The sequence below is a fragment of the Flavobacterium sp. C3NV genome, from assembly GCF_046825355.2.
In the GTDB taxonomy this organism is placed as follows: domain Bacteria; phylum Bacteroidota; class Bacteroidia; order Flavobacteriales; family Flavobacteriaceae; genus Flavobacterium.
On record NZ_JBKQBJ020000004.1, the window covers coordinates 78471 to 103671 of the forward strand.

Annotated in this window: 14 protein-coding genes; 7 read left to right on the forward strand and 7 right to left on the reverse strand. The window is 36.2% G+C overall.

Annotated features, from left to right (window positions below; genetic code table 11):
* Window positions 1-176: 176 nt before the first annotated feature.
* The 7 genes from ACIDC4_RS07315 to ACIDC4_RS07345 all read right to left on the reverse strand — a co-directional run bounded on the left by ACIDC4_RS07315 (window position 177) and on the right by ACIDC4_RS07345 (window position 12916).
* Window positions 177-2207 (reverse strand): GDSL-type esterase/lipase family protein, encoded by a 2031-nt coding sequence (locus ACIDC4_RS07315; protein WP_412042624.1) that lies wholly within the window; start codon window positions 2205-2207, stop codon window positions 177-179.
* Between the two features lie 199 nt (window positions 2208-2406).
* Window positions 2407-3648 carry an MFS transporter gene (locus ACIDC4_RS07320; protein WP_412042623.1) on the reverse strand — a complete coding sequence of 414 codons (1242 nt, stop codon included), beginning with the start codon at window positions 3646-3648 and terminating at the stop codon, window positions 2407-2409.
* Window positions 3649-4069: 421 nt separating this feature from the next.
* The gene (locus ACIDC4_RS07325; protein ID WP_412042622.1) at window positions 4070-5230 is read right to left on the reverse strand and encodes a galactose oxidase; all 1161 of its coding nucleotides are present in this window, start codon (window positions 5228-5230) and stop codon (window positions 4070-4072) included.
* Window positions 5231-5260: 30 nt separating this feature from the next.
* On the reverse strand, window positions 5261-6181 hold the full coding sequence (locus ACIDC4_RS07330) for a dihydrodipicolinate synthase family protein (protein WP_412042621.1): 921 nt from the start codon (window positions 6179-6181) through the stop codon (window positions 5261-5263).
* An 80-nt stretch (window positions 6182-6261) separates the two neighbouring features.
* Window positions 6262-7725, reverse strand: a complete 1464-nt coding sequence (locus ACIDC4_RS07335; protein WP_230040391.1) for a RagB/SusD family nutrient uptake outer membrane protein — start codon at window positions 7723-7725, stop codon at window positions 6262-6264.
* Between the two features lie 17 nt (window positions 7726-7742).
* A complete protein-coding gene (locus ACIDC4_RS07340) occupies window positions 7743-11177 on the reverse strand; it encodes a SusC/RagA family TonB-linked outer membrane protein (RefSeq protein WP_488381133.1) in 3435 nt (1144 codons plus the stop codon).
* A gap of 506 nt (window positions 11178-11683) precedes the next feature.
* Window positions 11684-12916: an ROK family transcriptional regulator gene (locus tag ACIDC4_RS07345; protein WP_230040389.1), complete on the reverse strand. Its 1233-nt coding sequence runs from the start codon at window positions 12914-12916 to the stop codon at window positions 11684-11686.
* A gap of 484 nt (window positions 12917-13400) precedes the next feature.
* Here ACIDC4_RS07345 and ACIDC4_RS07350 point away from each other — a divergent pair, with 484 nt between their 5' ends.
* From ACIDC4_RS07350 to ACIDC4_RS07380, 7 genes are all read left to right on the forward strand, one after another.
* Window positions 13401-13958 carry an RNA polymerase sigma-70 factor gene (locus ACIDC4_RS07350; protein ID WP_412042619.1) on the forward strand — a complete coding sequence of 186 codons (558 nt, stop codon included), beginning with the start codon at window positions 13401-13403 and terminating at the stop codon, window positions 13956-13958.
* Window positions 13959-14074: 116 nt separating this feature from the next.
* Complete coding sequence (locus ACIDC4_RS07355; protein WP_412042618.1) at window positions 14075-14995, forward strand: FecR family protein; 921 nt, start codon at window positions 14075-14077, stop codon at window positions 14993-14995.
* Window positions 14996-15329: 334 nt separating this feature from the next.
* Window positions 15330-18719: a SusC/RagA family TonB-linked outer membrane protein gene (locus ACIDC4_RS07360; protein ID WP_412042617.1), complete on the forward strand. Its 3390-nt coding sequence runs from the start codon at window positions 15330-15332 to the stop codon at window positions 18717-18719.
* A gap of 19 nt (window positions 18720-18738) precedes the next feature.
* Entirely contained in the window at window positions 18739-20274 is a 1536-nt protein-coding gene (locus ACIDC4_RS07365; protein ID WP_412042616.1) for a RagB/SusD family nutrient uptake outer membrane protein, read from the forward strand.
* A gap of 611 nt (window positions 20275-20885) precedes the next feature.
* Window positions 20886-22709 (forward strand): alkaline phosphatase, encoded by a 1824-nt coding sequence (locus ACIDC4_RS07370; protein ID WP_412042615.1) that lies wholly within the window; start codon window positions 20886-20888, stop codon window positions 22707-22709.
* A 391-nt stretch (window positions 22710-23100) separates the two neighbouring features.
* The gene (locus tag ACIDC4_RS07375) at window positions 23101-23436 is read left to right on the forward strand and encodes a hypothetical protein (RefSeq protein WP_412042614.1); all 336 of its coding nucleotides are present in this window, start codon (window positions 23101-23103) and stop codon (window positions 23434-23436) included.
* A 107-nt stretch (window positions 23437-23543) separates the two neighbouring features.
* On the forward strand, window positions 23544-25199 hold the full coding sequence (locus tag ACIDC4_RS07380) for a peptidase domain-containing ABC transporter (protein WP_230040378.1): 1656 nt from the start codon (window positions 23544-23546) through the stop codon (window positions 25197-25199).
* Window positions 25200-25201: the final 2 nt, after the last annotated feature.

The window sequence follows — 25201 nt, forward strand, 5'->3', positions numbered from 1 at the left end:
TTCTATGTGTTTAATTTTTTTTGCCACTCCCGATAGTTATTAGGATAAAAAGATTATCATGATTTTAATTCGTGCTAATTCGTGAAATTGGTGTTTTATTTTTTTGCTCGCAGATCACACAAATTTTATTTCTTGCTTCTTTCCTCTCAAATCTTGCCTCTCACATCTTGCTTCTTTCATCTTTCTCTATCTAAATCCAATTGAAAAGTCGAACAAGGCAAATTCGCTTCATTTACCAGATTGGCTGTTGTATAAGGTTTCCAGGCATATAAAACTGTTTTTATCTTTTCGCCTTTCGGAATATTTATTGAAACTTCATTTTTGATAATAGTTGCTTTGCATTCGATCCGGATTCCTTTTTCAGTGACCAATTCAAAACCAATTAAATCCTTCTTATTGGCTGTCGATAACTGTTTGGTATTCGAAAAAGAAACTATAATTGCATCTCCTTTTTGTGTTGCTTTTTGTGCCGATGGTCCGGTTGCGGTGATATTTTTTCCGTAGGTAAATTTTAAGGCCAAAAGCGCCAGACGATCTCCAACCTGCTTTTTTTGAATAGGATGTACATTTGTAGCATCACCATAATCCATACTAATCGCCATGCCGCTATGTGCGATATTTTTCTGGATTTTGGTTTGTGCATCTCTAAAGGACGGCCAGGTCGGACGATCTGTTCCTGACAATTGAACATAATAAAAGGGTAGGGAAGTTCCCCAGGCTTTGCGCCAGCTACCAACCAGGACTGGCATTAAATGTTCGTATAATTCGATGTTATGTGCGTTGCTTTCGCCCTGATACCAAATAATTCCTTTTATGGGGAAATCGGTAAAATGGGTTACGCCGGCTTCATAATTGTAACAAGGTCCGTACGGATGTCGTTGTTTTGGATTGGCGGTGTTTTTCAAATTTTCATCGGCGCGTGATCTTACCCACGGCATAAAAAAATCTGATTTTCGCCAGTTGGTTAATTCATCGACTACTTTATCATCATGTTCTAAAGTATATCTATCGATCCAGGATTCTATGGGAGATCCGCCAACCGCCACTTGTATTAATCCAACCGGGACATTTTCTTCACGTGTTATATTTTGTCCGAAGTAATAGGCTATGGCCGAAAAATCTCTGGCACTTATAGAATCACTTATTTTCCATTTTCCGGAGAAGAATTCTAACTGATTTGTTTTTTGTAAAGTAACAGAATCCCAGGCTTTTTCATCGGTTTCGGCAATGGCTTCAAAATTGAATAATCGAAGATTCGTATTGTGAATGGCTTTTTTAACCTCAGTCCTTCCGTTTTCTGATTTCTGAAGCGGGAATGCCATATTCGATTGTCCGGAACAAAACCAGACATCGCCAATTAGGATATTTCTTAAAACGATATTTTTTTCTTTTGATGAAATTGTAATTTGATGTGTTCCGCCGGATTTCATCGCAGGAAAAATAACTTTCCACTTTCCGTATTCGTTTGCAGTCGAAATTTCCTTTTGATTATTAAATGTAATAGCTATTTTTTCACCGCCATTTGCAGTTCCGTAAATTACAATGGGCTGGTTTCTTTGAAGAACAATATTATCACTAAAAACAGGCGATAATCTCAGTCCGCCAAAATCTTGTGTAATATTGCCGTAAACCGTTTGTGCAAGAATAGTTGCGCCTTCTTTTGTTGGATGTAAAGCATCAGGAAAAAGATCAGGGCGATGGTATAATTTTTCGTGAAGATCAATTAAACCAATATTATTGGCCTTTGCAATTCCTTGAATGTGTTCCTGAATCTGCCAGAACCAATCTCTTGTTCCTGATTTAAAACGCGGATGTTCATTGAAGATCGGTGTCATTCGGCAAATGAAAATTTTCACCTTCGGGTTTTGTGTTTTTAAAGTATCAATCAGCCACGCATAATCGGCATCAAAATCTTCTTTATAATTGGGCCAGTTTCTGGGATCCGTATCATTTAATCCCAAATGAATAATGGCAATATCAGGACGATACGCAATTGCCTGGGCACATTTTTCCGTTTTAAAATAAGGCGTACTTCCTTTCTTTAAAAGCGTTGCGCCGCTATGTCCAAAATTTCTGACTTCGTATTGATTTCCCATTAAAACCTGAAGCTGCGAAGGATATGATTCTGTTTCCGGATGGGCTAAAAGATAACCTGCCGTTACGGAATCTCCTATACAAGCAATTTTTACTGGACTCTGCGCTTTCATTTCAAGATTTAAAATCATTGAAAAGAAGAGTATCAACAGGAAAATATTTCGATTTTTTGTTCTCATTTTTCTTAGAACTATTATTAAAAATGTGGCGATTAATAAGCTGGGCAGAACGCATAGCTCCGCCCGGGCTTATTGAAAAACCAAAAACCAACTAACTCTTAAATTGTAAAAAAAGGGGAATGAACTTTATATCCTATGCATCGGCAAAATCATTGACTTTAGGACGCAGAAAACTAATTTGAACTATTAAGGCAAGCAACACAACTCCGGCCATTAAAGCAAAACCAAAACCTAAAGTTCCTGAATCTGCTGATTTGCCTAATAGTGAAGTAACCAACGCTCCGCAGCCAACACCAGTCATATTAAGGACACCATATGCAGTTGCCCGATGTTTGGAAGAAACAAACTGACAAATGATAGGCATATTATTCGCATCGAACATTCCGTATCCGATACCAAAACATAAAACAGCTCCAACTACGTGAAATAAGGAATGACCAAAACCAATTAGCATTAAGGCGGGAATGGTTAAACTTAGACCAATGGCGCTGGTATAAACTCTTCCTTTTATATTTTTCTGAACCCACTTATCGGATAAAATCCCTCCGAAAATAACGCCAATTAAGGATGAAACCGAAATTGTAATAGTCGCTATAGGCCCGGCCTGATCCATTGAAATATTTAAGTTGTCCGAGAACAGGGTAGGAAGCCAGTTTTTTGTTGCCCAGCCCGGTAAACTTATAATAGCGAAATAAAATAAAATTACCCAAAACGAAATATTGGTAAACAATAGCGCCAGGCCTTTGAAAAGGGAATCTTTTTCGTGGGTTTTATTAAACTCAGGATCAAAAACTTTGGCAGTGACTTTTTTCTCGTATAAAAAGAAAACCAACACAATCGAATACACAATTCCGATAATTCCAAAATGATGAAAAGTAGTATGCCACGAAAATCTGGCTGCAATTGTAGCGCCGAAACCTCCTAAAGCAGATCCTACATAAAGTCCGGTCATGTGAATACCAATGGCAAGCGAACGTGTTTTTTGCTGATGATAATCGGCGATTAAAGATAAACCTGCCGGAATATACAAGGCTTCACTCACTCCCATAATGGCGCGTAACCAGTAAATTTGGTTGTAGTTTGTGGCATATCCCATGGCATATGTAACCGCAGACCAAACAAATAAACTGCCAATAATCAGCCATTTTCGGTTTAATTTATCGGCTATAATACCGGAAATGGGGCTCATTAAAGCATAAATCCAAAGGAAAATAGCCATTAAACGTCCAAAATTTTCACCCGATACCAGTTCAGGAATGTCAGCTTCCATCGAAGGTCTCATGGTCGCCAGCATTTGTCTATCCATATAGTTAAGCAACGCTACAATCCAGAGTAACGCTACGACTAACCAGGGATAATATTTAGAGTTTTTCATATTTTGATTCTTGTCAGACCTAACAGGTTTTAAAAACCTGTTAGGTCTCTTTGGTTAAGTTTAAATTATTTGCTGCTGAGTTTTTAAACACATAGGAACATAGTCTGCATAGCGTTAAGAGGCGTTTCACTCCAAATAAAACTCATAGTGCTATGTAAAAAAATGTATTTTTTTAAAAACCATCTTTACTTTGATTTTAAATCTATGTTTCTATGTGTTTAATTTCCCGATAGCTATTGGATAAAAACATTATTAGGATTTTAATTCGTGCTAATTTGTGTTTAATTTTTTTCTCTGTGTCTAATTTTTTGCACGCAGATTAACGCGGATTGAAACAGATTTTATTCTAATTTTTGCCACTGATTAAAAGATTATTAGGATTTCTAATTTGTGGTAATTCGTGCAATTCGTGTTTAATCTTTTATTTAATAGTTCCCAACATAACATCCGGTGTACGAATTCCGGGTTTTATTTCTCCATTCGATAAAATTATTTTATCATTCCAGATGGTTGCCGTTGTGGTTACCTGAGCCAGAAAAGGCAATTCGCCTATTTTCGACCATTTATTTGTGAGTGTGTTGTACAGTAAAATAGCGTTGTAAAAACCTTTATGTGTTGTATTTAAAATATTTTTTTCGGCAATAAGTTTCGCTTTTTCTTCTTCAGAACTGGCTTTTGCAATTTGAGATAAAAAGGTTTCTATTTTATGAAAAGTAGTTCCGTTATCTCCGCCAAGAATCAAAATGTATTCATTTCCTACAGCAACTCCGGCACCTGCCGAAAAATTGGTTGTTTCTTTGCCGTCACAAATATTGGCTTTTGTTTCCCAGGTTTGTTTTTTTAGATCGAAAGCCAAAGTGGTGTTGTGCAAATCGCTTATTCCTGAAGGCGTTTTGGTTCTTCCGCCAATAACATAAATTGTATCATTTTGAATTACTGAAACTGAATTCGCTAAAGCAAAAGGCAATTTGGTCAACGATTTCCATTCCGGTTTTTCGGCATTCAAATCAATACTAAAAACTAAATCCGAAGATTGTGTTGCTTCATCTCCGCCAATGGCATACACAATATTTCCTGAATGTGTAAGCGCGATATTGGTAATTGCTAACGGAAAATCGGGTAATGATTTTGTTTCTACTTGATTTTTATCAGCATTCCAATTTAAGATAAAAGCTTTGTTCGAAAGTCCGTTTTCATTTTCTCCGCCTACATAAACGATTCCTTTATTTGTGGTTGTATTTCCGGGATATGCAATAGGTTCCGGTAATGTAGTTGCCACTTTTTTGTTCCAATGAAAACCATCTGCCGTTTTTTCTAAAACATGAATTTCATTCGAATAGTGTTTTTTTCCTCCTTCCCAAGGCATTTTATCCGGAAAATTAGCTCCTCCGGCAACGATCAAAACAGTATTGCTTACTCCGTTTATCGGACCGGCAAAACCCAATGAAAGACTTCCGTCAGCATTTTGCAGTTGTGCTGCTTTTTTCCATTCGACATTTGTAATCTTTGTTTTTTGCGAAAAACCAACAGTTGCAGACATAATAAAAATAGTAAGGATTAAGGAAGAAAAAGACTGATTCATATGGGTTTGTTTTAGAGAAAACGAACGGATTTATTTGGATTTGAAAGTATCGAAATCTAAACCTGCAACATCTTTTTTGAATAATTCAAATTGTTCAGCGTTCATGTTTTTCACCGGCAATCTAAATTCTCCTAAATCATGACCAACCAATTTCATATACGCTTTCCCTACAGAGATTCCGCCATATTTACCTAAGAAACGAATCATATCAATTGACTTTTGCTGAAGTTTACGCGCTTTAACCAAATCATTATTATTGAAAGCATCGATTAAATCATAATATAATGGAGCCGCATAATTGAAAGTACTTCCAACAGCACCTTTTGCACCAAGAACCAAAGCCGATAACATATTTTCGTCACGTCCCCAAAGCATATCAAATTTTCCGTTTTCGTAACTCATACAACTTTGGAAATCCATGAAATCTTCGTGAGTGTATTTTACTCCGGCAAAGTTTGGAAGTTTATTGTCTAAAGCCCTTACCAAATCATACATCGCAACATTTACGCCTGTTAAGACCGGAATGTGGTAATAGTAGAAAGGCATATTAGGAACGCTTTCTCCTACTTTAATACAAATTTCTGCAAGCGTATCAACATTGTTTGGTTTAAAGTAAAAAGCTCCGGTTAAAGAAACGGCATACAAACCAATTTCGTAAGCATGTTGGGCTAAATCGATACAATCTGAAAGACAAGTTCCTCCAAGGAAAACCATTACTTTAAAATCGGCATCATGATTCGAGCAGTCTGCCCAGGCTTGCGCAACGGCTTTTTTCTCTTCCAAAGTAATAGAAACTCCTTCTCCGGTAGATCCGTTGATAAAAGCTCCCGTGATTCCGTTTCTTTTTAGAAATGCATAATAAGGCGGAATCAGGCTTACGTCTAATTTTCCGTTGCTGTCAAAAGGAGTGAAAGGAGCAGAAATAAGACCTTGTAAATGTTCAATTTTCATGAGTATGTTTTTTTGTTGTTTGTGTATTTTGGTATTAGACCGGGAACTTTTTGAATTCCCAGTCTAATTTTTAATTCTAATTATTTGCTAAGCGGATTTTGAACAATTTTTGGATTAAAGTTGATCGTGTTTTGAGAAATAGGAAACAAAACTTCTTTGCCTGCTGTCATTGATGGCACTAAGCTTGTTTTGTTGAAACGAACCAAATCCCACCATGATTTTCCTTCAAAAGCCAATTCTTTCAAACGTTCATTCAAAATCACATTGTCATTATTTGCAGGGGAATCATTTGTAAATGAAGCCGAAGGATCTGCTCTTTGCATTACCAAATTCATCTCTGCAGTTGGATCCTGACCTAAAGCATTTTTGATTTCTGCTTTCATCAATAAAATATCTGCCCAACGGTAAATGATAATATCACTTACAAATCGTCTCAGCGTTCCATCAACAGTTCCGTTGTATTTTACCAAACCTGTAACTACAGGAACTGCACCATTGTATAATGTTAAATAAGTAGCGGCTTTTCTGGTATCTGTAGCTGCAAAGTTAAATCTTGTAATGTCCGGCTGCACTCTTGAAATTCCTGCATTTCCAGCTCCGGTTCCTAATGTTCCAAAAGTAGCTGTTGCTGTTGCAGAAGTTAACGGTGCAAAATCACTTGGCCCCACAAACATAAACTGATTCCAGTTGTCTGCTAAATTCGATGGTAAATCTGCCAGAGAGTAACGCACGGCGAAAACTACCTCAGCATTTGCTTTTTTGTCATAAGCAAAAACATCTTTAAAGTTAGGCAATAAAGTTGGAGTTCCAGGGATTGTGTTTATGGCTGTCAATGCCGTATTCAAATCTGCTGTTCCTCCGCCTAATTGTTTTGCGGTCCATAAATTTACATCCGCTTTTAAAGCGTAGATCGATGCAAGCGACAACTGCGTTTTATTGTTTGTAGCATCCGGAAAGTTGGCAATGGCTGCATCAATATCTTTTTTGATGAAGGCAAATGTTTCTTCGATGCTATTACGCGGAATTATGTATTGCGACTGATTGGCATTTTCAGTAGGATCTGTAACAATTGGTACACCACCCCACGAACGTGCCATGATAAAGTAACATAATGCACGCATTGAATAGGCTTGTGCAATGTATCGTTTTTGCTCATTTACCGTTGTTGGACTAAACGTAATTTGCGGTACATACTTTAAAACTAAATTGGCCGAATGTACTACGGTATATAAACCAGCCCAGTCTACATCGATGTTTTGTGGTGTAAGAAGGTTGTTATAATAATTGGCTAATGTTAGTGGCGACTGAACACCTCCTGTTATTTCGGCACTTCTGGCTCCGCCCAGCAAATAATAATTTTGCTGTGTCTGGATTCTAAAGTTCACGTACATTCCGTTTACGCCAGCTTTGGCATCATCTTCTGTTTTCCAAAAACTGTCAGATGTAATGATACTATCAGAAGTTAGTTCTAAATCATCCTGACAAGAGTTGAATAGAGATAGAGTAGTAAAAAATAGTGTATAGAGAAGAAATTTCTTTTTCATGATTTTAGTATTAAAATTTACAAACTGATATTTAAACCAAGGATAATATTTCTTGGAACAGGGTAGGTTCCGGTTGAACCTGCTGCAGATAATCCTAAACTAGATCCTCCGTCGATACCTTGTACTTCAGGGCTTAATCCGCTGTATTTAGTGAAATAGTATAAGTTGCTTCCTGTAACATACATACGAAGTGAGGCTAACTTAGCTTTTTCAACCCATGATTTTGGAAAATTATAACTAAAGGTAATTTCTCTAATACACAAGTAATCTCCGCTTTCGTAGTAACGGCTGTTTCCCTGAAACATATTGGTGTTGTAAGCAGCTCCACTAGCTTCTGATCTAAACAAGTTGTTTTGGTTCGTTTGATCTGCCCAACGGTAACGAGGGACATCTGTAATATCACCTTCTTTTTGCCATGATTGTGCGCTTTCTGCCAATAATCCGTAGTTACCCTGAAACTGACCTAAGAAACGGGCTCTTGATTCGTTGTAAATTGTAGCTCCCAGAGAGTAATCTGTTCTTACGGTTAATGAAAATCCTTTGTATGAAGCATCAAAATTAAAACCTCCCACAAACGTTGGGAACATATTCCCCATATACTTTCTGTCTCTGCTGTCGATTACACCATTGTTGTCCGTGTCTTCAAATACAGCATCTCCGGCGAATTTTTTACCTTCAGGATTACCACCTGCGGCAGCTGTTTTGGTTACATAAGTATCATGAACTTTTAAGTTGTAAGCATCGGCTTCTGCCTGAGTCGAAAGAATATATAATTGTTTGTGTGCGTAGAAATTTCCAATTTTTTGTCCTTCCTGTAAACCTCCAACATATTGATAAGTACCACTATTTTGATCGAAAATCTCAGTTCCGCCAATTCTGTTGTTTAAATTTCCGTTTGATGGAAGTTTTTCAATCGTGTTGGTATTATGAGAAACGTTTGCTCCAACATTAATTTTCCAGTCGTTTTGATTGTACAAATTTGCCTGTATTTCTAATTCGAAACCTTTACTTCTTAATCCTCCAAGATTAGTTAAAACCGTAGAGAAACCACTGTTTGAAGGAAGCGTTAAGTTCGTTAATAAATCAGAAGTCAGTTTGTTATAAAAATCCCCAATAATTCTGATTTTGTCTTCGTTGAAACCCAAATCGAAACCACCATTTATAGTTTCAGATTGTTCCCATTTTAATCCCGGATTGGCAATTTGTGAGTTAATAATGGCCGATTGTCCGTTGTAACTGTTGGCGATACCATTTGTTGATCCTGAATATAAACCTCCGGCCTGAAAATCTCCCAAAGTTCCTAAATTACCATTTACACCATAACTTCCTCTAAGTTTAAGCGAAGAAATAACTTTTGGCATTGTAGCCGTCCAGAATTTTTCTTCCTGCATGTTCCATCCCGCAGAAATTCCCGGAAAGAAACCATATCTGTTATCTGGTCCTAAACTTGATGAACCATCATAACGGAAAGAAGCTGTTGCAAAATACCTGTTTTTGTAATCGTAATTTAAACGTCCGAAAACACTATTTAAAACCAATTTTGTATTGTTGCTGTAAACCGAAACCGGAATAGGAGATGAGTCTAAAGTCTGTGCTAAATCTGAAGGGCTTCCTTTTCCTGAAGCATTAAAAGCTTTTATGGTTCTGTCGTATTTAGAAACTCCTAATTTGGCATCAAAATCACCAATGTTTTCCCAGTCTTTTTTATAAGCAAAAACTCCTTCGTATTGTACTTGCGAAATCTGATTGCTTAGTCTCGTTGCAGTACGCGTATTGTCTACCAAACCGCTGCTTCCACTTAAAAATGCCTGTTGAAAAGTGTTGTCATTTTCGTTTTCGCTATAAAGCGACATCGAAGGCGTAAAGGTAAAATCTTTGGCAAGCCTTAATTCACCATCAACGCTCATTTGCAGTTTATTGTTTTCGTTGATTCCCTTCATCTTCCCCATTTGGTACAATGGATTTCCGTTAATGTTATTTTGACCCGGAGCCAATGTTCCGTCTTCTAAATACATTTTTGTAGTAGGCGAGTTTCCTAAGTATCTGTTGAAAACCACACTATTGGCCACCACCTGATTGTTGCTTGATTTAGAAAATAACATACGGCCATTAATAGTAAAATTATCGGCTATTTTTAGTGAAGCATTCAATTTACTGGTAAACCTTTGATAACCTGTGAATATGGTAATGCCATCGCCTTTTAAGTATCCTAAACTTAAATCAAAAACTCCTGTATCATTACCTCCGCTAAAACCAAGCGTATGGCTTTGCGTCATAGCAGTCTGAAATAAAACATCGTTCCAGTCTGTACTTTTGTACATAATAGTACTAGCAGGATTTAAAGGATCTTGCAATTCCTGCCAGCCTTTTGCCTGAAGTGTACTAATAGTTTCAGGCGATAAATTAGATTTTAATAAAGTAGCAAAAGGTGTATTGTTTTGAAGATTATTTCCCGTACCTGCAGGAGTTGCACCCGTTAACTGACCCAATCTTGCAATACCGGTTGTAGTAGAAAGTCCGGCCAGTTCTGCCGCATTATAAAGACCCTGACGTTGAAATTTGATGTAATCTCCGCCATCCATAAAGTTGTATTTTTTACCAATTGTGCTGCTTTGAGTAGAAACACTATAAGTAACTTTCATTTTACCGGATTTCCCCGTATTGGTAGTAATAATAATAACACCATTTGAAGCACGTGCTCCGTAGATTGAAGTTGCAGCGGCATCTTTAAGAACCTGAAGCGAAGCAATATCAAGAGAGTTAATATCATCAATTTGCGTACGAATCACACCATCTACTATATATAAAGGTGTCGCTCCGGCAGGATTATCGATAGAAGTTCCTCCACGAACTAAAATGTTCGAAGCTTTTCCGGGCTGACCAGAAGATGTTTTCACCACTAAACCAGTTACGTTTCCTTGCAAAGATTGTGTTACGTTTGAGTAAGGTACATTCTCTAATACTTTTTTGTCCAGTTTAGAAACAGCAGTACTTAAAGTTCTTCGGTTTTGAGAACCATATCCTACCACAATAACCTCGTTCATTTGTTGTCCTATTTCTTTAAGAACAATATTAAGTGGTGCAGTTCCTATAGCAACTTCTTGTTCCTGAAGACCTATATAAGAAACGATTAAAGTAGTCGCATTATCCGGTACATCAATAGTAAATTTTCCGTCAAAATCTGTCTGAGCGCTAAAGTTCGTTCCTTTTGCCACTATGTTTACACCAGGTAAAGCTTCTCCTTTTTCGTTTGTAACGGTACCGGTAACTTTCTTTTGGATAGGGTCATTCTTTTTTACATTGTTATATGTAAGTGCAATACTTTTTTCTGTTTTTGCAGTTGCTAGCTGCATGGTAAAAACTAAAAGCAACGTGGAGGTCAATTTTATAACTTTTCCGTGTTTAGGAGTAAACCTAGAATTGATAGGTTTACTTTTAGGCAATAATTTCATACTTTTGTAATGGTTTGGTTAATAATAACTTTGTTAAAGGTCTGTTTATTAATTTTCAAATCATTGTTCCTATCGGGGAACCGGCCAGCAATGTTGCAAGCATTCGCTGGCTTTTTTATGACTAAAAAACAAATTTTGTATGCAATGGTTTTTATTGATATTTTTTAGGGTTGATCTTTAATTTTTTACTCTATATATAAAACTTATATTCTCTTTTAAGCTATTTTCTTCAGCATCCTGATCTTATATTTTATTTTCTTTTTTGAAATTGAGGGAATAATAAAAACTATTCTTTGATGATAATGCAATTTCGTATTTAGGAATATTTTACAAGTCCGGATATCATTATTACGATCTTTTAACAGTCAAAATTTATAATCCTTTTGAATGTTATGAAAATCTTATGAATAAATTAATTTATTATTATGAGGTAAAGATATAAAATATTTTAAAATAACAATATTAGTTATTAAAATATTTTAATAATTAAGAAGTGGTTGGAAAATTTAGTTATTAATTAACGGGAATAACATCTTTTCTTTGATGACACAGCAAGCACCAATAACGCCCGCACGACGGCCTAAAGCAGACTTTTTGAGTTTCATATCACGGTTGACTAAACCCAGTGAATATTTTTTTAATGCAGATTGAATAGGTAGTAAGGCATAGTCGCCTAATTGTGCGAAATCTCCGCCAATTACCAGTAGATCAGGGTTGAAGATATTTAATAAAATAGATAAATAACGTCCCATTTTTTCGCTTTGCTGCGTAACCAGATCGACACAAAGAGTATCTTCGAGATTTACGGCTCCGGCAATAATAGCATTATGCTGCAGGGTAGAAGAACTTTCATCAAGTGTAACTTTTGATTGTTTTCCCTCTTTTACAGCTTCTTTAAATTGATTGATCAGCGACCAGCCAGAAATTTCGGTTTCAAGACATCCTAGTTTCCCGCATTGGCACATGATATCATTATTGAAAATGGTACTGTGCCCAAATTCTCCTGAATACCCTGATTTTCCGTAATATAACTTGCCGTCAGTAATCATCCCGATAGCAACTCCCCAGCTGTAATTGACAAAAATGATATTTTGTTCATCATCGACAACGCCTTCGCAATATTCGCCAAAAGCCATGGCACGCGTATCGTTTTCTAAATGAACCGGAAGATCCAATTGTTCTGAAATGATTTCGTTCAACGGTCGATTTTCGCTAAAGAAATAGTTATAACTAAAGCCTTCCATCGAATTGATACGTCCCGAAAAGTTAATACAAACACCCACAATCAGTTTTTTATCTACAGAACTGTCTTCGATAAAAGAGTTGATGAGCTCGCAAAATTTTAATAATGATTTTTGAGTGTTTTCTAAAATAAACGATGCGCCCAATTCTACGCTAACCAGTTCATTTTTGATGTTTTGTAACCCAATAGACATACTGCTGATACCCACCTCAACACCCAAAAAATAAGCACAAGTTGGGTTGATACTATATAAGGAAGGTCGTCGGCCACCACTATTAGTGATTTTTCCCATATCCACCACATAACCTTCGGTCAGTAATTCGTTGACAGCTTTGGTTACGGTTGGGACACTAGATTGTAATTCTGTACTTAATTCGGCAATGGTAGAATTACCTCCTGAAAGTAAACGTTTCGTTATAGATTGTCGTAGCATATGCCATTTCTGGCCAGAAAGACTTTTATCTTTACTATTGTCTAATAAATCTTTTAAACTCATCGCTTTTTTATAATTACGTGTCTCTTACAAACTTACTATATTTTTTAAATAATTATAAGAATTGAGTTTAATTATTAAAATATTTTTTTAATTACAGAATGGTTTTTAAAATTTAACCGTGAATGATTCATTTTTAAATTCAAAAACTTCTTTGCTAAAAGTTTGTTTAAAAAATTTATATAAGGGAATAGTTTTTTAACTGTTCCCTTTTTTTATGGAGTTAATAAGCGATATCATACAAATATCTGGCGCATAACATCTAAGAGACGAAATGTTAATACAATGTTTTATAACCGGACATTTTTATTAATGTAAACGTAACCTTGCCGACCTACCCTCAGTTTTAATTTTGGAGACATATTATAAACAACACACTTGTAGTATATGTCATTTTTTAAATTAAGAATACATAGCAAAAAAATAATCGAAATTGGTGTTTTAACAAGCGCCGTTCATTTGCCAAATAATACAAAAATACTGCATCATGTATAAAGGATTTACAGATGAGCAGCTTGTTGAATTACTGAAACAAGGCAAAGACAAAGCGTTTGATGAATTGTATTTTCGGTATCGTGATGCGTTAGTTCGCTTTGTTTATATGCGAATGAAATCGGTTCCGGTTGCTGAAGAAATTGTACAGGAAGTTTTTACCACTATATGGGAACGTCGGAAGACTTTGGTTATTCAAAAGAAATTCTCAGCTTATATCTACACTTCGGTTCGTTATGTGACTTTAGATTATATCAAATCGCACAATACTACCGACCAATATATAAAAGAGGTTAGCGACAGAAATACAAATGACCACAATAGTACCAATGCCACCGAAGATGCTATCTATTATGAGGAACTTCAGGAAGCCGTCGACAAAGCCACTTTATTATTGCCTAAAAAATCCAAGGAAGTTTTTATTCTAAGCCGCATCAAACATTACACCAACAAAGAGATCGCTGAAGAACTGAATGTATCGCAGGAAACCGTAAAGTATCATATTGCTTATGCGCTAAAATTTATGCGAAACTATTTGGGCGAATTCAATTGATCATTGTTTGCTAAAAATTAGGAGTGAACGCTTTTTCTTAACAAAAGCGTAACCTTAAGCGCCTACCTAAAAGTAACAATCCCAAGACATACTATTAAAAAGATAAACAAATTATAATGCCTGAAAAATTACATCAAGACGTACAACTTTTTTTAGAAGGAAAGCCTTCTGAAAAAGGAGAAGAATTATGGAATAACTGGTACGATCATCCTCAGGAAATTTTAGATCCTGCCATCATAATACAATCTGATCGTTCGCAACTAAAAAAAGAAATCAGACAAATTAAAAAAACAAACAACGTTATTTTTCTTCATAGCAGAAACTGGACAATGGCAGCTTCTCTAATCTTTTTGATGGGATTGTCGTGCTTCTTTTATCTGTCGTTTGTAAAAACAATTTCTAAAGAATATGCCACCAAATTGGGAGAACACGCAAAAATAACATTAAGCGACGGAACCCAGATTTGGCTCAATGCAGGAAGTCATTTAAAATATCCAATAAAGTTTAAAGGCGGAACACGCGAAGTATATCTCACCGGAGAAGCTTTTTTTGATGTTGCCAAAGATAAAGAACATCCCTTTATCATTCATACTGATAAAATGGATACCAAAGTTTTAGGAACCAGTTTTAATGTTCAGGCCTATCCGGATCATGCCACACAGGAAGTTTCGGTTTTAACCGGAAGAGTAAATGTAAAATCGACAGTAACCGAAGAGAATGTGTATGTAACTCCGGGGCAAAAAGTGGTTTTTAAATCAAAAAATAATAAAATTCAAGCGTTTACAGATATTCCGGTGAATTCTATTTCATTATGGCGAAAAAATATCATTGTTTTTGAAGATGCTCCTTTGCCGGAAGTTATCGCCACAATCAATCGCAATTATAATGTAGCGATCCAGATCGAAAACAAGAACCTCAACAATCTAAAAATCAGTGCTTATTTCAAAGAACTTCCTGTTAATCAGGTTGTGGCTTTGGTATGTAATATCATCAATGCCAATTATAAAATCGAAGCAGGAACTTATATCATTCAATAAGAAAACCTTTAAAAGAGAATAAAAAGAATAAAAAGAATTAAAAATTGAGAATTAAAAATTAAAAATCTGCTCGATCTGCTAAATCTGCGAGCAAAAAAATGAAACACATAGAAACATAGATTTAAAATTAAGAATTAAGATGCTTTTAGAAAATCATGATTTTTTCACAATGCTATGTGAATTTAAACAAGTGAAACGCCTTTTATCGACAAAGAAAAGCTATGTCCCTATGTGTTAAAACAATTACGCAATCATAAGTATTTAAAATTAAGTTAATCAATCATCTACGTAGAAACCAAGCAATAATCCAAACACAAATTAAAATTCCAAAAACATGACTAAAAAACAAATGCGGTACGTCGTAAACTGTCAGAGCATTAAAAAATCCGTACTAACCAAAGCACTCTTTTTTCTGGCTTTATTTTTTATCGGATCAACAATGAAGGCAGCGAGCATTAACAGCAGTAAAAGGGTAACCTTAAAAGTTGAGAATGAAACGATAAAGAATGTTTTTCAGAAAATAGAAAAGCAAGCTGATGTACATTTTATGTACGAAACCAATCAGGTCAATATCAATCAAAAAATTAGCCTGAAACTGAGTAATGTAACCTTAGAACAGGCATTAGATAAAATATGCAGCAATTTTTTCTTGAAATACGAAATTGTAAGCAACAACATTGTCATCAAAAAAAATCAAAAACTGGCAGATGCCGGACAAGGTAAAATAAGCATTTCAGGAACTGTTTTTGGTGGAGATGACGGAATGCCGTTGCCGGGCGTTGGAATCAAAGACAAAAATTCTGATGCAACAGCCACGACAGATTTCGACGGAACTTTCAAGATGGAAATCAATTCATCAGAAGCTGTACTTATTTTTTCGTACGTAGGGTATGTTACTCAGGAAGTAAAAGTAACAAGTTCAGATAAAAACATAAGCGTTAAACTTTTAGCCGACATGAAACAGCTTCAGGAAGTTGTGGTTATGGGATATGGTTCGGTAAAAAAGAATGAAGTTTTGGGAGCTGTTGGAACGGTTTCTATGAAAGAAACTTCAAGCAGAACTTATAACAGTGCAGCCGAATTACTACAAGGTACAGTAGCGGGTGTTACCGTAATTAATAATGGTGGAGATCCTACGGCTGAACCAACAATCAATATTCGTGGTATTGGTTCCCTGAATGCCGAAACACCGTTGATCGTGTTGGACGGAATCATCTACAGCGGATCTTTAAATACTTTAAACCCAAATGATATTGCATCGATAAGTGTGCTAAAAGATGCGGCTTCGGCAGCAATTTATGGAGCAAGGGCTTCTGGTGGTGTAATTTTAATTACGTCTAAAAAAGGAATTTCAGATCATATTAATGTTAATGTAAATTATCAGGGAGGTTTTCAGAGTGTGGCCAAAAAACTGGATGTTCTGGATGCGGCCGGATATGCTGATGCCATGAATACAGCGAGAGATAATGCCGGTATGCCAAGAATTCCTGCTTTTGATCCTGCATTTGAGCCAACAGCAAGAACAACAAAAACAAACTGGATGGATGAAATTTTCCGTACAGGCGAAATACAGGATTTGTCTATTTCGGTAAACGGAAAAACAGAAAAATCGAATTTCTTTTTGTCAGGAAGTTATAGAAAAAACGAAGGAATTTTATTGAATACTTTCGGGACAAGATATACAGCAAGAGCCAATTCTTCTTTTAAACTGGCGCCCAATTTTACATTAGGAGAAAACATGTCGTATTCCTTAACAGATGGTCAGGCGGCAAATACAAATAGTGGTTATACAGGTGCGATTTTAGCAGCTATTTTTTATCCGCCAAATGCAACTATTTATAGAGAAGACGGTTCAGGACAATTTGGTGGAGTTCCTGAAAAATATATTGGTTCTTACGGAGACGTAATTAATCCTGTAGCTTATCTAAAAAGACTGGACAACAGAAATCCTATTTCGACTATTTTGATCAATCCTTATGCCGAATGGGAAATTATTTCAGGATTAAAAGTAAAATCAAACTGGGGTTATACCAGAATTCAAAACAACTCAACCGATTTTGCAGTTAAAATTACAGAACCGGGCAAAGTGTTTGATTTTAACAGATTAACCTTAACCAACTCAACAACAACAGATTTATTAAGTGAGCAGACGCTGTCTTACGAAAAATCGTTAGGCAAGCATAATTTCAAAGCTTTAGCCGGATATACGTACCAACAAACCAAAAGAAATTTTTATACCATACAAGGTACAGGTTTCGATAATGAAGATCCATCGCAACGTTATTTATTGAATGCCAAATTAGTACAGCAAATAACTGCAGGATTATCTGAAGAAATTATTTCTTCTTATGTTGGAAGATTGAATTACGACTTTAATCAAAAATATTTAATCTCGGGAATTGTGCGTCGTGACGGAACTTCAAAACTAACATCTGAAAACCGTTGGAAAGTTTATCCTTCTGTTTCTGCAGGTTGGTTGATTTCGGAAGAAGGATTCATGAAAGGTATTAATCCCATAATCAGTACATTAAAATTACGCGGAAGTTGGGGACAAATAGGAAACCTTGGAAACCTTGGACCGTACCAGTTTAGTGTGCCATTGACTCAAACCCAAGGTTTAATCGGGTCAACTCCGGTAATCAATTACGGATATGCAGAAAGCGAATTATCGAACCCTAATTTAAGATGGGAAAGCTCTGAGCAAACCAACGTAGGATTAGATTTCACGATGTTCAACAGCGCTTTGTCAGGATCTTTGGATGCTTATGTAAAAACAAACAAAGACATGTTGGTTCGTGACCAGCTTCCGGGTGTTTCGGGAACTCCTCTGGGCCGAATTGTAAACTCAGGAAATGTAGAAAACAAAGGAATCGAAGCAAGTTTAACGTACCAAAAAACACGCGGCGATTTTAAATTTGATGTAACAGCAAACGCCGCATTTTTAAGTAATAAAATTGTTTCTATCAAAGATGATTTAACCTCTCTTGAACCATTGAATTTAAGCCGAGTTCGTAGTTTGCCTTTGGCCAATATTTATCAGGTAGGAAGTCCGGTTGGTGCTTTTTATGGCTATTCTACAGACGGATTGTTCCAAAGTAATGCTGAGGCAAAAGCCTATGTAAATACCAAAGGCGAAGTGTATCAGCCAAATGCGGTTGCGGGAGATATTAAATTTAAAGATGTAAACGGAGACGGTGTCATCAACAACAGCGATAGAGTTGTGTTGGGAAGTCCTTTTCCTAAAACTACTTTCAGTTTGAATATGAACTTTAAGTACAAAGGTTTTGATATGAATGTATTTTTTAGCGGAGCAGCAGGAAATAGCGTTTTTAATGCGGTAAAACATACAGGTTTAAACGGTTCTTTCCCGGGTTATAATTTATTGGCTGAGTCTAAAAATGCGTGGTCGCCAACCAATACCAACACCAGTATTCCTGTACTTTCATCAACAGATAACAACAATAACTTTGGTCGAATCTCTGATTTTTATATCGAAGATGCTTCTTTCGTAAGATTAAGAAACCTTTCGATTGGTTATACGGTTAAAGACCAATGGCTAAACGGAAAAGCAAAATTGAGATTCTTTATCTCAGGACAAAACCTTTTCACGATCACTAAATATTCAGGAATGGATCCGGAAGTTGGTTTAAACAACTTTGGTATGGACTTAGGAAAATATCCACTTTCCCGTATTTATATGACGGGTGTAAATGCAACTTTTTAAAAAACATAAAACAAATAAAATGAAAAATTTAAGTCTTTTAGTATTGAGTTTTGTGCTTTTATTGGGCGCGACAGCTTGCGAAAGCGAACTTGATCTGGTTCCGCAAGGAGCTCCTTCAAGCGGAAATTTCTGGAAAACGCCTGCAGATGCAAAAGCAGGAGTAAACGCGATTTATGCTTTATATTCTGATGATAATATGTACGGTCGCGGATTTTTCTGGCTGAACAATGCAAGTGATGATATTGGAACAAAACCAAGACAGAACGCAGAACGTATCAAGAATTTTATTGTTGATGGTGCAGAATCTGATACCAAAGAGATCTGGAGAATTCACTACGAAATCATGAAACGCTGTAATGATGTGATTCGTAACATTCCGAAGATTAATTTAGATGAAAAAACTAAAAACACCATGTTGGGCGAAGCTTATTTTAACCATGCCGTAATGCATTTAGAATTGGCGTATCACTATGGAGACGATCGCGCCGGAATCCCAATTCAGGATCGCGAAAACCCTACCAATGTGTATGTACCAAGAGCTAAAAATGTAGCTGAAAACTATGCCTACATCGCAGCAGATTTAGTAAAAGCAGCTGAGTTATTACCTTATTTTAATGAACTAACTCCAGACAATTACGGTCGTGCTCATAAAACAGCAGCCTGGGGATATTTGGTTCGTACGTATTTGTATGCTAAAGACTGGGACAATGCCATTAAGTATGCCAACATGATTGTTGCCAGCGGAAAACACAAATTGCTGGACAATTTTGAAGATGTATTTAAAATCAAAAACAACTGGTCTTCAGAATATATCTGGTCGGTAACTTCTAGTGCCGAAAATACTTCTTTGGGTTCAATTTTCCCTGGAGTTTGTCTGGAGGATAAAGGTTGGGGAGCTTACAACGGTTGGGGAAATTTTTATCCTACCAAAGAATTGTTTGATACCTATGATCCAACAGATAAAAGACGCAGCGCGACTATTTTGCAAAAAGGAGATAAATTCCTGTATTTTGGTGAATTAGTAACCTTTAATGAAGGAAAATATATAGTAAGTTCCAGTAACAGAACCGGATATCAGTTCAATAAATATATGGAGCCGTTTGGTTACCCAAAAACAACTTCTGGCGGAATCGACATTCGTTATGTAAATGCCAACGGAGACAAACCTTCCACAGCTTTAAACGTACCGCTTTTGCGTTATGCCGATGTGATTTTAATGTTGGCCGAAGCCAAACTAATGAAAGGCCTGAATGCCGATACCGAAATCAATATGATTCGTCACCGTGCAGGTCTTGGCGATCTTGCCGGAGCAACACTAACCGATTTAAAAAGAGAAAGACGTTGCGAACTCGCCGGAGAATGGACAGACCGTCATTTCGATTTAGTACGTTGGGGCGATGCTCAGGCGACGTACGCAAAACCTTTACACCATTATAACGGAACCGTGATTTATCCGGCCCGTAATTTCAACCCTGCCATTCACCATGTTTGGCCAATACCACCAGACGAAATCGCAGTAAGCAAAGGAGCGCTTACGCAAAATAAAGGCTGGTAATTTGTAGTTTCAGTTTGTTTGTTTTTTCTACGCTGCAAGCTTGTCGGAGCTTGCAGTCGTAAGAAAAAAACAAATGAATTTTTAGATATAAAAACAAACCAGTCTTTTTTTAGAAAAAGGCTGGTTTGTTTGGTTTTTTTGCCACAGATTAAAGGATTAAAAATGATTTTACCCCATGAAATTATACAAAGAATCTCCTCATAGTTTGTCATTTCGAGGAACGAGAAATCTCCGTTGCAAGATCGACAAAGATTGGAATTACATACAACGTAACCCTAATATTGTCATTTCGACCGAAAGGAGACTAAAGCGATAGCAAATAGAAGAAGTAAATTACACTAGAAATGCCACAATCTTTGTCGAGTTACTTGCGAAGATTTCTCGTTCCTCGAAATGACAAACTATACGAAAATATTGTTATGAAAACGAGTGCTTTAGCCCCGATAGAAGTGGAAATCCTTTTGTGGCGGGGTTCGCCACAAAAGATTGAAACGGATTGCTTCGCCAGTTCGCTCTTTCAGGCTCGGGTGCGGGATTAGCTCCTAAAAAAAATAATATAATAAATAAAGTCACCTACAACTTTAAAAAAATAAACAAACCCAATTTTTCCAATGAAAAAAATAATCACCCTTTTTTGCCTCCAATTCTTTGTGTTTGCACAAGCGCAGGAATACAGCTCATCCAACATTCATTCTCATAATGATTATGCGAGCAAACTTCCTTTTTACGAAGCCTATTCTAATGAAAGCGGCGTTATCGAAGCCGATGTTTTTATTGTAAATAATGAACTTTTTGTGGCGCATACCTCTAAGGAAATTAACGCACAGAATACCCTTAAAAGTCAATATTTAGATCCGCTTTCTAATAAATTAAAAAGTCTGGGCGGAAAAGCCTATCCAAGTAATAAGCCTTTGATTTTAATGATCGATATCAAAACAGAAGCCGATGCAACTTTAAAATTAATCGCCCAACAAATCAAAACCTATCCTGATTTAATTTCGAACAAAAATCTAAAAGTCGTAATTTCAGGAAACCGACCTTCGCCAACAACATGGAAAGAATATCCTGATTTTATTTATTTTGACGGAAGACTCAACGAGAATTATTCTCCGGAACAATTGTCACGCGTAGAAATGATCAGCGAGGATTTAAAAGAAATCACCATTTGGAATGGGAAAGGTGTAATGACTCAGGCTGATGCCGAAAAAGTACAGGCTATCATAAAAAAAGTACACGATCAAAACAAAAAAGTACGCTTTTGGGCCACTCAGGATAATGTAAATACGTGGATGACTTTAATGAACCTAAAAGTTGATTTTATTGGTACCGATAATGTTCCGGAACTGACGCATTTCATTAATAATATCAAATCTACATTTTATCAAAATACCGAATTTCATCAGGCGTATGTTCCTAAAAATGCTTCGGCTTTCGCCAAAAAGAAACCAAAAAATGTTATTCTTTTAATTGGTGACGGAATGGGTTTAACGCAGATTTATTCCGGTTACACGGCCAATAAAGGGCAATTGAGTTTGTTTAATATTCCAACTCAGGGATTTTCGATCACGAAGTCTTCAGACAGTTACATTACCGATTCGGCTGCGGGAGCAACGGCAATGGCAACGGGACATAAAACCAATAATCGTTTTATTAGTGTCGATGAAAACGGAAAACCATTAGAATTAATCACCCAGCAATTGGCAAAGAAAAACTATAAAACGGCCATTATCTCCGCCGGAAATATTACCGATGCTACTCCTGCTTGCTTTTACGCACATCAGCCGGAAAGAAGCTACAGCCAGCCAATTGCAGAAGATTTTTTAGCAAATCCGTCCGATATTTTGATAGGAGGAGGACCAAAAGAATTTACATCCAGAAAAGATGGTAAAGATCTTTCGAAGCTATTGATGCAAAAAGGCTATACTTTTTCGGATAAATTCAGCTCTTTGGATACCATCAAAAATTTCAAATTCATTGTTTTAGATGATGCTTCGGTAGTGTCTATGAAAAACGGAAGAGGGGATTTTTTATCTAAATCTTTAGCGAAAGCAACCTCAACTTTTGCCAAAACAAAAAATCCGTTTTTTATTATGGCCGAAGGCGCGCAAATCGATTATGGCGGACACCAAAATAATGTAGAATATGTAGTTCGCGAAATGCTTGATTTTGATAAAGTGGTAGGACAGGCAATGGAATTTGTTGACAAAAACCCGGAAACCTTATTAATCGTTACGGCAGATCACGAAACTGGCGGACTTTCGTTAATCGACGGAAGTATCGAAAAAGGATATGTACACGGAAGTTTTAGTACAAACGATCATACTGCAGTTCCGGTTCCGGTTTTTGCTTACGGGCCAGGCGCAGAGAATTTTATGGGCGTGTATCAAAACACCGAAATCTATACTAAGATTATGGAGGTTTTATCTAAAAAATAGTATTCGTTTTGTTTTAAAAATTTCAAGAGACAGTTTCTAATAAAACTGTCTCTTTTTTTTTATAAATAAATGAATCGTCAAAAAAAGTAAAGGAATAAATAAAGTGATTATTTTTTAAATGTCTTGCAGTAAGTGGTTTATGTGTGTGGTCTGAAATTCTAATGTTATTCTAATGTGGCAGCGAAAATTTAGATTTAACTTGCACGCTTGTACTTTTTTTGAGAAAAAATATTTTAAAAACGGGCTATTTTTCTAAAGAAATAATGGATTTTAAATAGCCCTTTTTTCAATCTAATTGCTGCAAATAATATAACTTTTAGAAATGCTGAACAAGATAAAAAATAGTTTTTTATGCAAATGCCTACAGGCGTTGCTAATCGGCTATTTTTTAATGAGCAGTATCAATTTGTCTAATAATTTCAGCCAAATTATAAATGATAATGCTCAGGTAAATTCAGTAAAAGGAATGACCTGCAATTTCCTGAAAAAAATATTCAAATGCGACGGAATTCCAGAAGAACTCGATGATTATGAAACCAAAGATGCCAAAACAACCAAACTGGCAAAAGGCATTGTTTTATTAGATTATCTGGTTCCTCACGATGCAGCTATAGCGGGTTTATATTTCAAAAACGGATCTAAAAGAAAAAACTACATAGACAATCCACTTTTTTTATTTGCATTTCATGGCAAGATTTATTTGCCTCCACCTGAGATGATTGTGTAAATATTTCACTTTTTTTTTGTAGATTTAAATGAAAATCTACCAACCTTAATATGGTATTTACCGTATGTTAATGTCTATCTATTAATCTTGTATTTATATATAAATTCATGACACCATTAAAACGTTTTTATAATTTACTCGCACTTGATAAGCGCGACGTATATCAAATTATATTTTACGCCGCTTTTGCGGGTCTCGTAAATCTTTCACTGCCTTTAGGAATTCAGGCCATTATTAATTTTATTCAGAGCGGACAATTAAGTGTTTCCTGGGTTGTGCTTGTGTTTCTGGTAACCGTTGGAGTTGGTTTTGGCGGAGTGCTGATCATATTACAACTCCGAATAGTAGAAAATCTGCAACAGCGAATTTTTGTACGATCTTCATTTGAATTTGCTTACAGAATGCCTTTAATTAAATTTAAAGAAATGTATTCTGAATATGCTCCCGAAAAAGCCAATCGTTTTTTTGATACCCTGATGGTTCAAAAAGGAACCGCAAAACTTTTACTGGATTTTTGTGCTGCCTTTCTGCAGGTAGGTTTTGGTATTATATTATTGGTTTTGTACCATTCCTTTTTTACCGTAATTGGGCTTTTGTTTATTGTTATTCTTTATATCATTTTTAAATTTTCGTACAAAGATGGTTTAGAAACCAGTTTGAATGAATCTAAGTTTAAATATAAAGTAGCAGCCTGGATTCAGGAAATTGCGCGCAATCGTGAAAGTTTTCGAAGAAAAGGCGGTTTCGAATATGCATTAAACAGAAACGACGGATATGTGAGCGAATACATCAACTATCGCGAGAAGCATTTTCAGGTCATGAAAAAACAATACATTCAGCTGACTATTTTTAAAGTTATTGTTACGGCTGCCCTTTTGTCGATTGGTGGTTTTCTGGTAATTCACCATCAAATGAATATTGGGCAGTTTGTGGCAGCTGAAATTGTGATTGTATTGCTGATCAATTCGGTCGAAAAAATCATCTTTGGGTTAGAATCATTTTATGATGTACTGACTTCTGTCGAAAAAATTGGTCAGGTGACTGATATGGAGATTTCGGGCATTCCGCAAACCTCAGCGGTAAGCGATACCGGCATCAATATCGAAACCGAAAGTGTTGCTTACAACTATCCCGATCACAACAAAAAATCGCTTAAAAACATCAACCTGAAAATATCTCAGGGAGAAAAAATCATTTTAAGAGGACCAAATGGAGCTGGAAAAAGTACTTTATTACGCTTACTTTCTGGTTTACTCGAACCCGAAAGCGGTACCATGTACATCACAGATAATTATATGAATCGTCTGGATGAAAATACATACAGAGCGCAGGCAGGTACATTTTTGCAGGGCGATACGCTTTTTGCCGGAACCATTAGGGAGAATATTCTTTTTGGTAACGAAACCATTGATAATGATGAGCTAAAATGGGCTTTAGACAATGTTTGCCTTACACCATACATTAAAACTTTTCCTAACGGACTTGAGAATCAGATTCATCCGGGCGGGCGCGAACTTTCGGCTTCAGATGTTCAAAAAATTCTTTTGGCACGAAGCATTGTAAACAAACCGAATATATTATTCCTCGAAGATCCCGTTGATAAAATGGACGAATTGACTTCGGGTAAAATAGTTGATTTTTTACTTTCTGAAGAAAATAACTGGACGGTAATCCTGACTTCTAAAAATGATATTTGGAAGAATAAATGCGACCGTATGATCACGATTGATGATGGAAAAATTATTAACGACATAAAGCTTTAATC